Source organism: Streptococcus sp. HMSC34B10 (genome assembly GCF_001839505.1).
Lineage (GTDB): Bacteria > Bacillota > Bacilli > Lactobacillales > Streptococcaceae > Streptococcus > Streptococcus peroris.
In genome coordinates, this window is the sequence record NZ_KV841548.1 from 38,721 (window position 1) to 52,047 (window position 13,327).

At 39.3% G+C, this 13,327-nt stretch carries 12 protein-coding genes and 2 tRNA genes; all 14 read right to left on the reverse strand.

The features are described 5' to 3' along the window. Positions 1–2 precede the first annotated feature (2 nt). On the reverse strand, positions 3–773 hold the full coding sequence (gene sufC, locus HMPREF3237_RS02110) for a Fe-S cluster assembly ATPase SufC (protein ID WP_006145735.1): 771 nt from the start codon (positions 771–773) through the stop codon (positions 3–5). 154 nt (positions 774–927) lie between these two features. After that, a complete protein-coding gene (locus tag HMPREF3237_RS02115) occupies positions 928–1,122 on the reverse strand; it encodes a DUF3272 family protein (protein ID WP_070888665.1) in 195 nt (64 codons plus the stop codon). A 22-nt stretch (positions 1,123–1,144) separates the two neighbouring features. Continuing rightward, the gene (gene dnaX / locus HMPREF3237_RS02120) at positions 1,145–2,809 is read right to left on the reverse strand and encodes a DNA polymerase III subunit gamma/tau (RefSeq protein ID WP_070888666.1); all 1,665 of its coding nucleotides are present in this window, start codon (positions 2,807–2,809) and stop codon (positions 1,145–1,147) included. Next, entirely contained in the window at positions 2,809–3,306 is a 498-nt protein-coding gene (locus HMPREF3237_RS02125) for a GAF domain-containing protein (RefSeq protein WP_070888667.1), read from the reverse strand. Before HMPREF3237_RS02125 ends, dnaX begins: the two co-directional genes overlap by 1 nt. 84 nt (positions 3,307–3,390) lie before the next feature. Beyond that, on the reverse strand, positions 3,391–4,593 hold the full coding sequence (gene rpsA, locus HMPREF3237_RS02130) for a 30S ribosomal protein S1 (RefSeq protein WP_006145742.1): 1,203 nt from the start codon (positions 4,591–4,593) through the stop codon (positions 3,391–3,393). Positions 4,594–4,751: 158 nt separating this feature from the next. Continuing rightward, positions 4,752–4,823: transfer RNA gene (locus HMPREF3237_RS02135), tRNA-Gln, on the reverse strand. Between the two features lie 9 nt (positions 4,824–4,832). Further along, positions 4,833–4,913 (reverse strand) — tRNA-Tyr (locus HMPREF3237_RS02140). Positions 4,914–4,962: 49 nt separating this feature from the next. Next, positions 4,963–5,193, reverse strand: a complete 231-nt coding sequence (locus HMPREF3237_RS02145; protein WP_070888668.1) for a DUF2969 domain-containing protein — start codon at positions 5,191–5,193, stop codon at positions 4,963–4,965. Positions 5,194–5,326: 133 nt separating this feature from the next. Beyond that, positions 5,327–5,971, reverse strand: a complete 645-nt coding sequence (gene pcp / locus HMPREF3237_RS02150) for a pyroglutamyl-peptidase I (RefSeq protein WP_070888669.1) — start codon at positions 5,969–5,971, stop codon at positions 5,327–5,329. A 13-nt stretch (positions 5,972–5,984) separates the two neighbouring features. After that, entirely contained in the window at positions 5,985–6,908 is a 924-nt protein-coding gene (locus HMPREF3237_RS02155) for a DUF979 domain-containing protein (RefSeq protein WP_070888670.1), read from the reverse strand. Continuing rightward, on the reverse strand, positions 6,905–7,594 hold the full coding sequence (locus tag HMPREF3237_RS02160; protein WP_070888671.1) for a DUF969 domain-containing protein: 690 nt from the start codon (positions 7,592–7,594) through the stop codon (positions 6,905–6,907). The genes HMPREF3237_RS02155 and HMPREF3237_RS02160 overlap by 4 nt, the downstream gene beginning before the upstream one ends. Before the next feature lie 34 nt (positions 7,595–7,628). Then, a complete protein-coding gene (locus HMPREF3237_RS02165) occupies positions 7,629–9,596 on the reverse strand; it encodes a peptide ABC transporter substrate-binding protein (RefSeq protein ID WP_070888672.1) in 1,968 nt (655 codons plus the stop codon). A gap of 21 nt (positions 9,597–9,617) precedes the next feature. Then, positions 9,618–10,640, reverse strand: coding sequence for a branched-chain amino acid aminotransferase (locus HMPREF3237_RS02170; protein WP_070888673.1), 1,023 nt, complete (start codon positions 10,638–10,640; stop codon positions 9,618–9,620). A 134-nt stretch (positions 10,641–10,774) separates the two neighbouring features. Next, on the reverse strand, positions 10,775–13,246 hold the full coding sequence (gene parC, locus HMPREF3237_RS02175) for a DNA topoisomerase IV subunit A (RefSeq protein WP_083327657.1): 2,472 nt from the start codon (positions 13,244–13,246) through the stop codon (positions 10,775–10,777). Between the last annotated feature and the right edge of the window lie 81 nt (positions 13,247–13,327).

The following is a 13,327-nucleotide window of genomic DNA, read 5'->3' on the forward strand; positions in this document are numbered from 1 at the left end:
AATTACAATTCTTCCTTGTAGTCATAGCCAAGTTCTTCAGCTAGTTTCGCGTATCCTTCACGTTCCAAGCGTGCAGCTAATTCTGGACCACCAGAAAGAACAACACGTCCTTCCATCATCACATGTACCACATCTGGTGTGATATAGTTCAAAAGACGTTGGTAGTGAGTAATGATCATAGCACCAAAACCTTCACCACGCATAGCATTCACACCTTTTGAGACAACTTTAAGGGCATCAATGTCAAGACCAGAGTCAATCTCATCTAAGAGGGCAAAAGTTGGTTCCAACATCAAGAGTTGAAGAATTTCGTTACGTTTTTTCTCACCACCGGAGAAGCCTTCATTGAGGTAACGCTCTGCCATTTCTTCTTTCATATTGAGCAATTCCATTTTTTCGTCTAATTTTTTCAAGAATTCACGAACTGAAATTTTTTCATCATCTTCTTTCCCAGCATTCATAGCTGCACGAAGAAATTCCGCATTGGTAATCCCAGGGATTTCTGATGGATATTGCATGGCAAGAAAAAGCCCCATGCGCGCACGTTCGTCTACTTCTAATTCTAAAATATTGACACCATCAAATAGGATTTCACCCTCTGTAACTTCATAGTTTGGATTTCCCATAATCGCTGCAGAAAGTGTTGACTTACCCGTTCCGTTTGGCCCCATAATAGCAGCAATTTCTCCAGTTTTAAGAGTTAAATTAACCCCTTTTAAAATTTCCTTATCTTCAATCGCAACATGAAGATTTCTGATTTCTAATACTGACATGATAATTCCTTTCTTTTCAATCTTTTTTACTGTTTTTACTTAAAACTAAATCTTTTTAAAGTCCTAGAAAAACACAGTAAAATGTCAATAAATATACTTTATTAGTATAACAAAAAAAAGCCTAAAAGGCTTTGATTTTGTCTAAAAACTAGTGTTACTCTTTTCTCTGAAAATGTTCATCTATAGCACTCACAATTTTACCCATGATATAAGAGACACGCAAATTTCGGAGAATGAGAATTGCCCAGAGAAGAGCCATTAAATACTGTCCATTCATCATTGATTCATTAAAAAAGTAAGTTTCAGCAGCTGTAAATAGAGCCATGATAATAAATTGTTGTCTGTTCATCGTCTTTTACCAAAAATTCCTTTTAGTCTTCTTCAATGACTACTTTATCCTCTAAAAATTCAAAACCTTGAGGTAGTATAGATTCATCGGTCGCTTCCTGAACTACCTGTTCTGGAGAAGATTTAACCTTTGCTGAGAAGTCTGCTCGAACTTCTTTCCACTCTTCCATTGAGATTGCAAGAATCTCTGGAGAAAATCCAGCGGCTTTACTGAGAATATTTCCGAACACAGTATTCAGATTGTCTCGTTTCATAGTTTGACCAGCGTTAAAGTTAGATTCAAAAGCCAAAATCGCATGGTGTTCATTTGCTGCGACAGGTTGAGAGCCAGCTAAAAGTGCCTTATCTGGTCCTGATAAGCTTTCGATGATTTCTCCCCAAGCATTTTGAAGTCGAATTAAGTTTTGACGGGCTAAGTCTGGATTTTCTATCGCTTCTTGCAAAATAGACTGAACCTTGTTTCGGTCTACACGATAGATTGACTTACTGTTAGACGGACGACTTGGTGTAGAAACAGTTTGCTTGGGATTAGAACCAACATTAGCAAGAGCTTGTTTCAATCGTGCAACTTCTTCTCGAAGAGAAGACAGTTCCTCAGACACTTCACCTGAAAGTTCTGGTTGGGCATCAATTTCTGCTAAACGAATGGTCATCATCTCGGCATAAATTTTAGGTTGTAGGCTAGCCTTAATATCAGCTAGACTTTTAGTAGCAAGACTAATCATCTCAAACAAGACATCCTGTGGAAGTTCTAAGTTACCCTTGAATACATCACTATGATGCGAATTTTCTCCACCTACTTGAACAATTAAGATATCACGCAAATATTGTAGTAAATCGACTACAAATCGTGTCATGCTTTTTCCATTCTCAAAAATCAGGTCCAGATTTTCCAAAGCACCTGTTACATCCTTTTGGGCTAAAGCTGCTACATAATTATCCAAAGCACTTAAACTAATGGTTCCAGTAATTTCCTCAGAAACTGCTGTCGTCAATTTGGCATCTTGAGTTAAACTCAGTGCCTGATCTAAAATAGACAAGGCATCACGCATACCACCTTCAGCTCGACGAGCAATAATTTCAACAGCTTCAGTCTCGTAATCAATCCCTTCCTTTTCTAAAATATGGAAGATGTGATCTCGAATATCCTGAGTTTTAATGGACTTAAACTCAAAACGTTGAACACGAGATAAAATCGTTGCAGGAATTTTATGAAGTTCTGTTGTTGCCAGAATAAAAACAACATTTGGAGTAGGTTCTTCCAGTGTTTTCAAAAGGGCATTAAAAGCGCCTGTTGAAAGCATATGAACCTCGTCAATGATATAAACCTTATACTGAGCTACACTTGGAGCATATGTTGATTTATCACGAATATCACGAATTTCATCAACCCCATTATTAGAAGCAGCATCCAGTTCGATAACGTCTTCTAAACTTCCATCTGTAACTGCTTGGCAGATATAACAGTTATTACAAGGTTCTCCCTCTACTTGATTAGGGCAGTTCATCGCCTTAGCAAATATTTTGGCTACACTAGTCTTACCAGTCCCACGAGGACCTGAGAATAGGTAGGCGTGACTAATTTTATCCTGTTCCACAGCCTGTTTAAGCGTTCGAGCAATAACTTCCTGGCCCACTAGTTGTGAAAAATTTTGACTTCTATATTTTCGATAAAGCGCCTGATACATTATGCTTTCTCCTCAAACATTGAAAATGCCCATTCTGTCTTTTCTAACAAGATGGTAACAAACTCTTCTAAATATCGTTGATCGATGTAATCATAATCATCTACATGAGATGAATCTAAGTCTAATACTCCAAGAAGACGCCCATCTTTTACCATTGGAAGAACAATCTCGCTACGAGCACTACTATCACAAGAAATATAATTTGGATAGGTCTTCACATCACCAACGATAACCGTTTGACGGCTTGCTGCAGACTCTCCACAAACTCCTTTTCCGAGCGCAATTCTAACACATGAGACTCCACCCTGAAAAGGGCCTAAAATAAGCTCATTTCCGTCATATAAATAAAAACCTGCAAAAACAGTATGCGGAAAGTTCATTTTTAAGAGAGCACTGGCATTTGATAGATTAGCCAACACATTGGTCTCACCTTCTAAAAGACTAGAGAGTTGTTCATTTACAATTTGATAAATTGATTCTTTTTCGGAATGTAACATAAATCCATTATATCAAAAAATACTAGTTGAAAAAAGAAAAATCCCTTGTTTTACAACAAAGGATTTTTAATTAAATCTGATTGATTAAAGTTCGATATCTCCGAACAAATCAGCCATTGAGAATCCTGTTTGAGTTTCAGGAAGTTCAAAGTCACGTTTTTCTTGACGTTTTGGACGACGTGGACGTGGAGCACGTTTTTCTTCGTTTTGTCCTTCTTCTTGAGCTGGACGTTCTTCAAGAGCTTTGATAGAAAGTGATACACGTTCTGCATCAGCGTTAACATCAAGAACTTTAACAGTAACTTCTTGACCAACTGTAAGAGCTTCTTTTGGATTTTCAATACGTTTGTGTGAAATTTGTGATACGTGAACAAGTCCATCGATACCTGGCAATACTTCAACAAATGCACCGAAGTCAGTCAAACGTTTAACTGTACCTTCTACAACGTCACCTTTAGCCAATTTTTGCTCAACGCCATCCCATGGTCCAGGTGTTGTTGCTTTAAGTGAAAGTGATACACGTCCTTCTTCTTCGTTAAGGTCAAGGATTTTCACTTCAACTTCTTCACCAACAGTTACAACTGATTTTGGTGAAACGTTACGTTCGTGAGACAATTCAGTCAAGTGAACCAATCCATCAACACCACCAAGGTCGATGAAAGCACCAAAGCTTGTGATACGTGCAACTTTACCAGTTACAACATCACCAACAGCCAATTTACCGAAAACTTCTGCACGAGCTGCTGCAGTAGCTGCTTCTACAACTTCACGACGTGAAAGGATGAAGCGGTTTTCTTTAGGGTCAACTTCTTTGATTTTAGCTTCAAATTCTTGACCTACAAAACGCTCAGTGTTACGTACGAAACGAGTATCCAACATTGAAGCTGGAATAAATCCACGCAAACCTTCAAATTCTACTGAAAGTCCACCTTTAACAGCGCGAGTTCCTTTAACTGTAACAACTTCTTCTTCGCGTCCTACAAGTTTGTCCCATGCTTTGCGAGCTTCAAGGCGTTTTTTAGATACAAGGTATGTTACTGTATCAGTATCTTTACCAACTACTTGACGAAGTACAAGAACATCAAATACTTCACCTACTTTTACAAAGTCATTGATATCTGCATCGCGATCGTTTGTCAATTCGCGAAGAGTCAAGACACCTTCAACACCAGTTCCTGAGATTGCAACGTTAGCTTGATTAGCATCAACTGTCAATACTTCGGCACTAACAACATCACCAGGTTCAACTTGGCTAACGCTATTTAGCAAATCTTCAAATTCATTCATCTAAAAAATCCTCCAACAATCAAGTTTTTTTAACTTGACATACTTATAATTTTTTTCCTAAGCACCCGCAACGACATGATAATCCCGAACGTCCTTCAATTATAAAAATAAAATACCCTAAGATATTTTCTTTTTATCTTGAACTTATTACCTAGAAACTGGGGTAGCTGGATTCGAACCAACGCATGAGGGAGTCAAAGTCCCTTGCCTTACCGCTTGGCTATACCCCATTAATGAGATGGAGAGAGAGGGATTCGAACCCCCGAACCCGAAGGAGCGGATTTACAGTCCGCCGCGTTTAGCCTCTTTGCTATCTCTCCGATAATGAACAAAGTCTATTATATCATGAAAATTTTCAAAAAACAAGCATTATTTTGCCAAATTATAGTTCTCAATCAAGATTTCCACAGCTTTTTCTAAATCTTTATAAAAACTTTCGACATTTCCATTTTTTACAATTGCAAATTGATTATCTAGTTCGGCAATTTCACCGATTAGCTTCTTCCCAATTGTTAACGTGTAACCATCGTAGTTGTCTTTTCCGACAGCTATTTTAGCATCCGATAACTGAATCTCTATTTTTTTATCTTTTTTGCTCATACCATACCTCTTTTCACTTTCTCTATTTTACAAGAATTTCCCTAATCTAGCAAGAAAAAAACTCTCTACCAAGCCAATCTTGATAAAGAGTTTTCTGGATCATATGTGGGATTTTATCCTGAAATTTGAATGATTAGTGAGTCGTTCCACCTATTAATTTCAAGTCTTTATCTTTGTAATCCACGATAGCGCCAATCGCAGCTTCGATACCCCTGATAATGTCTGTAAGGTTCATAGATGCTGTATTGGGTTTATTTATCACTTGTTCTGTCATATAGGGAATATGCATAAAGCCTGCTCTCATGTTTGGAAACTTTTTTTCCGCTAAATAGAGTGCCTGATACATCAAATGGTTGCAAACAAAGGTCCCTGCTGTATTAGATACTGTGGCAGGTAGTCCTTCCTCTTTTATGGCCTGCACCATTGCTTTGATAGGTAATTGGCTAAAGTAGGCTGCTGCTCCATCTGTACGAATCGGCGTATCAATTGGTTGATTTCCCTCATTATCAGGTATGCGAGCATCATCTTGATTGATAGCAACTCTCTCAGGAGTTAAACTCGCTCTTCCACCTGCCTGACCAATAGAGAGCACCACATCTGGTTGATATCGTTCGATTTCTGCTTCTAAAACCTCTGACGATTTATGAAAGACTGTTGGAATCTCTGCCCAACGAACCTCTGCACCATGAATTTCAGATGGTAATAATTTAACAGCTTCCAGAGCTGGATTGACCTTTTCACCACCAAAAGGATCAAAACCTGTAACTAATATTTTCATTTTATTTCCTTTGCTAAAATGCCAAAAAGTACATCAAAAACACATGTAGGATAATCATGACAATAGCAACTCCCGCTTGTGCTTTAATCACACCATTTGGATTTTTCATATCCAAGAGTGCTACCGGTAAGGTATTAAAATTCGCTGCCATAGGCGTCAATAAGGTTCCACAACAACCCGCTGTCATTGCTAGAGCAGAAGCTATAATAGGATTAGCTCCTAAAGAAAAAACAAAGGGAACACCAACTCCAGCGGTAATAACTGTAAAAGCAGCAAAGGCATTTCCCATTATCATGGAGAATAGAACCATTCCAAGAACATAAGCCAAAACTCCCATAAAGCGACCACCTGAAGGAACAAAATCGCTAATCAGATGAGAAATTAAATCTCCGACACCTGCAACTGTAAAAATCGCCCCCAAGGCTCCCAACAATTGAGGGACAATCCCACTAGTTGAGACTTGCTGAACCATGCGATTATTTTCAGATAGCAAACTTTTGGGATGACTCTTAGTAATCAACAAAAGAGAGATGGTTGCTAATAAAGCTGCGAGGCTGATAGAAATCTTACTAAACTCAGGAATCACTTTAGCTAATACTAGCGCAATCAAAGCCATTAGCATTACTGGAATAAAAATTTTATTCTTCAATCTTTTGTCTTCAATGTTTGCCTTGACTTCATCCACAGTGGGTAAGGTTCCGATACGAACCTGTTTAAAAAGTGTAAGTAGAGCTAATATCACTACGATAGCACCAATATAGAGAGATGGTAGATAAGAACCACCAATAAAACTGATGCCCAACAAAGCCCAAAATCCAGCTGTTCCAAATCGAACTGGGTTCGTTTTGTCTTTACAGCTACAATAGGCTGTATGAAGGAATTGACAACCAATCACAATATAGGTCCACTCTAAAATCTGGTTTGCTATATCTGTCATTTTTGTATTCCTTTACTAACCTTTTTTGCTAACAGTTTTCTATCAAATAGGTAATTATAAATTCCTACTACGATAAAAGCTATAGCAGCAATAATCAGAGAGGCTGAAGCAATTCCTGCATAATTGCTTTCGTAACCTAATTGGTCCAGTGTGCCCCCTATTAAGAGGACACCACCTGCACCAACGAAAGTGTTTTGAGCAAAGAAGTTTGCAAAATTATCATTTGCTGCAGCACGAGCTTTTATAGCTTCTTCTTCACTTTCAGTTAATTTTCGACCTAATTGTGATTCTGCAGCTGCCTTTCCCATGGGATGAACCAAGGGTCTTACAAATTGGGGCTGTCCTCCAAGACGAATAGCAAAGAAGCTATCTAGCTCTCGAATAAAGAAATAAACTGTATAAAAGCTTCCTACGGTTAATCCTTTAATCTTTTGAATCAAGTCAATCGAGCGTTTCTTGAGACCAAAAGTTTCAGATAAACCAACCAGTGGCAAGGTCACCATAAAAATCGTCAAAACACGTTGATTGCTAAATTCTCTTCCTAAAATTTCTAAGAATTCAGCAAGTGAAACTCCAGAAACTAGAGCTGTAACTAAACTAGCTAAGACTACCGTTGCAATGGTATCCAGTTTATAGATAAAACCAACCACAATGATAACGATTCCTATTAGTTTAATCCATTCCATATAGTCCCCTTTATACCAAAGATACTACCCTGTTTTATTGAACATGATTTTCTAGTTCTTTTTGGTATTTAGTATTTGATTCCAATTTTTCTTTTTGCCATTTTTCAAGGGCTGCTTGATATTCTTTAGCAGTTACAATCTCTTTTTGCAATTTCATTCCCTTAAAGATATATGGATCACCTTTAATACCAACTTGTGAGTATGGTTTAGAGAATGGAACGATATTGCTGACAACTGGTGAACCACCTGATGAAGCTGTTGGCAACAAGAGAGAACTGTCAGTGAGCCAGGCTTGAGCTTTGGCATATTTTTCATATCTTTTATCCAAGTCGTTTGTCTCAGAAACTGCATCATCCAAGAGTTTCTTATATTCGTCAAGACCTAGTTGAGCTACTACTTCCTTGTCTTTCCCTTTAGTAATACCAAAATGTTTCATAGCAGAACCGGTCTTAGGATCCATGATATTGAGATAACTTGCAGGGTCCTGATAGCTTGGAGCCCAACCAGTACTGTTCAAATCATAGTCTTTTTGAGAAGGGACACGTGCTTGTGATGTAATGGTTTCCTTTTCGTTATCTGTCATCTGAAGGACATCAATCACCACATTTTCTGAACCAAGAGTTGACTCGATTGATTGTTTAAAGGAATTGCTTTGTTGAACGGCAATGGTATCTGTTTGTTGAACTGGAACATCTAAGTGAATTGGGAAATTAACACCTTTTGCTTCCAATTCTTTCTTAGCTTTTTCAAATGCAGCTTTGGCTTTGTCAGGATTATAAATGGTATCTTTTCCGTCTACAAGCTCAACGCCTTTCCATTGGTCTCCATAGTTAACCAATTCTTTTTGAGCGATATCACCAAAGTTTTTGCCACCAGATTGTACAAAGTTATCTGGAACTAGACTGTTACGAATAATCTTGTCCGCACCATCTTCACCATTGAGCTGTGCAGCATATGAATGACGGTTGAAGGCAAAGTTGATGGCTTGGCGGAAGTCCTTGTTCAGCATTGCTTCTTTTGTAGAAGTTTTCTGTTCTTCACTTGTTTTCGCAGTCTTATTGTAGGATTGGCGGTTTACGTTAAAGGTAAAGTAATAACTAGTTGAATCCTGTGGACTGTAAGTGATTTTATCACCGTATTGTTCTAAAGTAGAGGCAAAGTTTGAACTACTTGGGAAGATACGAGCAGTTGTATAAACGCCTGAAGAGAAACTACGGATTAATGATTCTTGGTCTGAACCATCATAGTAGGTCAATTTAACCTTCTCAATTTTAACCTTTTCTTTGTCCCAATAATTTGGGTTCTTTTCATATTCGATTAAAGATTTTGAAGTCAATGTCTTCAAGATATATGGACCGTTATAAAGAATACCAGATGGGCTAACTGCTCCATAATTCTTGCCAGAAGCTTTGAGGAATTCTTCATTAACAGGCAACATAGTTGCGGAAGTCACTTTTGAATTCCAGAAACTTTCAGGTGCATTAAGAGTATACTGGACTGTATAGTCGTCCAATGCCTTAACCCCAACTGTAGAGAAGTCGTTAGTCTCACCAGTCACATATTCATTCAAGCCCTTGATTGAGTTTTGAATAAGGGTAATACCATCTGATTTGCCATCTGCTACGTGTTTCAACCCAGTAACAAAGTCATGTGCTGTTACTTCAGCGTATTCTTCACCTTCTGACGTGTACCATTTAACCCCTTTACGAAGTTTATAAGTATAAGTCAAACCGTCTTGTGAAACACTCCAATCCTCAGCGAGGGAAGGAATCAAATTTCCATATTCATCATTTTCCAATAATCCATCAACGACGTTACCGATGATATCTGTTGTTGAAGTACGAGTTGCAATACTATAGTCCAGAGATGATGGATCCACACCATAAACGTAAGAGAAGGTTTTAGGTGCGTCCGCTTCTTTATCAGTTTTTCCACAAGCTGCTAGAAGAACTGTTGTGCTCAGGGCTACTCCTGCTGTTACCATCCATTTTTTCAATTTCATCTTAAAACTCCTTTTATTTTCTTAATCTACTTTTACAATCCAACCTTCAGGTGCTTCTATATCACCAAATTGGATACCGGTTAATTCATCGTAGAGTTTACGAGTGACGGGTCCAACCTCTGTCTCACTGTAGAAAACATGGAAATCATCACCGTGTTGGATTCCTCCAATTGGTGAGATCACGGCTGCTGTACCACATGCTCCTGCTTCTACAAAACGATCCAAGTTATCAATTGGAACATCTCCCTCGATTGGAGTCAATCCTAAGCGACGTTCCGCAAGATACAAGAGGGAATATTTAGTGATAGAAGGCAGGATAGATGGACTAAGTGGTGTTACAAATTCATTATCTGCGGTAATTCCAAAGAAGTTTGCGGAACCTACTTCTTCAATCTTGGTATGTGTAGACGGATCTAGATAGATTACATCTGAGAAGTGACGGGATTTGGCAATCTTACCTGGCAAGAGACTAGCTGCATAGTTCCCACCGACCTTGGCTGCTCCTGTTCCATGTGGTGCAGCTCGGTCATACTCATCTTGAATCAAGAAATTAGTTGGGACTAATCCACCTTTAAAGTAATTTCCAACAGGCATCGCAAAGACCGTGAAAATATATTCTTCAGCTGGTTTCACGCCGATAATATCGCCAACACCAAGTAAGAGTGGGCGAAGGTAGAGTGTTCCACCTGTACCATATGGTGGCACATACTCTTCATTGGCACGAACCACAGCTTTACATGCGTCGATAAACATAGCAGTTGGCACTTTGGGCATCAAGAGACGGTCACAGGTGCGTTGCAGACGTTTTGCATTTTCATCTGGACGGAAGAGTTGAATACTACCATCTTTGGTACGATAGGCTTTCAATCCTTCAAATGCTTGCTGTCCATAGTGAAGACTTGGAGATGACTCTGAAATATGGAGAGTTGCATCTTCTGTTAGTTCTCCTTCATTCCACTTACCATTTTGGTAATGTGCGATATAACGATATGGTAATTTCATATAGGAAAAACCAAGGTTTTCCCAATCAATAGTAACTGTCATGTGTATCTCCTTTATTCTATTCAAACTATGTGTTCTATTCTACACTATTATCCCAAAAATTCAAGCATTATTTGTAATTTTCTGAAAATTTTATCGATAAGAAATCAGCCCTTACGGCTGACTTCTAATGTTATTTAATTTTCGTCCTTTAAAACTTCTTTGAGATAGGCGTCAAATACCTCTTCGTCTGAAATTGTTTCAGAAATGAAACTACCGTTGCTTGTACGCTCTGATAAATTCAAATCTTGTAAGATGGTTTCGTAAATTGTTCCTTTATTGGACTGAACAACTAGAGTCTGGTCACCATCTTCTACTTCTGTACTAAAGAGATCTCCAATGAAACCTTGCTCTGAAACCGTACCAGCCAAGAAGACGCGATGAGGTTTGTTCTTTAATTCTCTTAGAACTTGAAGACCACGTTTAGCACGGCTGGTAGCTGGGATTTCCTCTGTTGATACACGTTTCAAGCTTCCACGTTGCGTTAAAAGATAGAATGATGAAGTATTGCAGATAAAGGCAGCTTGAAGCTCGTCGTCTGCTTTCAAGTTCATAGACTTAACACCAGCCCCCTTAGCTCCAATGACTGGAACCTCTTCGATATTGAAACGCAAAGCGTAGCCGTTTTTACTGATTAATAAAACATCATCCAATTTGATAGGCGCTACTGCAACAATCTGATCGCTATCGTCTTTCAACTTGGCATATTTGACCGATTTAGAACGATAGGTCCGCCACGGAGTGAATTCTTTGCGTTCGACACGCTTAATCTGCCCAAGGCGAGTCGCTGCAAAGTAGGTTGTCGCATCATCAAACTGATCCACGACTTCTGCATAAAGGATTTCTTCATTGGTTTCAAAGTTGGTAATGGTCTGACTCAAGTGCTCCCCAATATCCTTCCAACGAATATCTGCTAGTTCATGGATAGGTCGATAAATAACATTTCCAAGAGTCGTAAACATCAACAAGTGCTGAGTTGTTTTGGCTACTTGTGTAAAAATGAGTCGATCATCTTCTCGTTTACCGATTTCTTCTAATGTTGAAGCCGCAAAAGAACGTGGGCTTGTTCGTTTAATATAGCCCGCCTTGGTCACACTCACATAGGTTTCTTCTTCTGCAATGAGACTTACAGTATCAATCTCAATAACCTTAGCAGTATCTTCTAAAGAGCTGAGTCGTGGAGTTGCAAATTTCTTTTTGACCTCACGGAGTTCCTTCTTCATGAGATTATACAAGGTACGTTCATCACCAATGACAGCTGCAAGCATAGCAATTTTTTCGCGAAGTTCTGCTTCTTCTTCTTGCAAAACAACCACATCTGTATTTGTCAAACGGTACAGTTGCAAGGTAACGATGGCTTCTGCCTGTTCCTCAGTAAATTCATAGCTAACTTTGAGGTTTTCCTTGGCATCAGCCTTGTTCTCAGAAGCACGGATAAGAGCAATGACTTCATCTAAAATAGAGATGACACGAATCAAACCTTCCACGATATGGAGACGTTTTTCGGCCTTTTCCTTGTCAAAACGAGAACGTGCCAAGATAACTTCACGACGGTGGGCAATATAGCTAGATAAGATAGGCACAATTCCAACCTGACGAGGGGTGAAATTGTCAATCGCCACCATGTTAAAGTTATAGTTGATTTGTAGGTCGGTGTATTTTAAGAGGTAGTTGAGAACAAGATCGGTATTGGCATCTTTCTTAAGTTCGATTGCGATACGAAGGCCATCACGGTCAGACTCATCACGAACCTCAGCAATACCTGCTACCTTGTTATTGACACGGACTTCATCAATTTTCTTGACCAAGTTAGCCTTATTAATCTCATAGGGAATCTCAGTGATAACGATTTGCTCCTTACCACCTTTTAACTTCTCAATTTCAGTCTTGGAACGAACAACCACGCGCCCTTTACCAGTTTCATAGGCCTTCTTGATTTCATCACGACCTTGGATGATAGCTCCTGTAGGAAAGTCTGGCCCAGGCAAGAATTCCATGAGCTTTTCAACCTTAGCAGTTGGGTGATCAATCATGTAGACTGTTGCCTCAATAACTTCGGCCAAATTATGTGGTGGAATGTCTGTCGCGTAACCAGCCGAAATCCCAGTTGAACCATTGACCAAGAGGTTTGGAAAGGCTGCTGGTAAGACAGTTGGCTCTTTCTCGGTATCGTCAAAGTTCCAAGCAAAAGGAACTGTTTTTTTCTCGATATCCTGAAGGAGATAGCCTGCAATTTCAGACAAACGCGCCTCAGTATAACGCATTGCCGCAGGCGGATCGCCGTCCATAGAACCGTTGTTACCATGCATTTCAACTAGAATCTCACGGTTTTTCCAGTCCTGTGACATACGAACCATAGCATCATAGATAGAAGAATCCCCGTGTGGGTGGAAATTACCCATGATGTTACCGACAGACTTAGCCGACTTACGGTAGCTCTTGTCAAAAGTATTACCATCCTTATTCATCGAATAAAGAATACGGCGCTGAACCGGCTTCAATCCATCGCGAATGTCTGGCAAAGCCCGGTCTTGAATGATGTACTTGGAGTAGCGACCAAAGCGCTCTCCCATGATGTCCTCTAAGGACATATTTTGGATATTACTCATATAAGATACAAAGGGACGTTTCGGCTTGCCGAAATTTCTGTAGAAAAATAGGAAATCGCTACAGGGTTCGATGAACCCAAG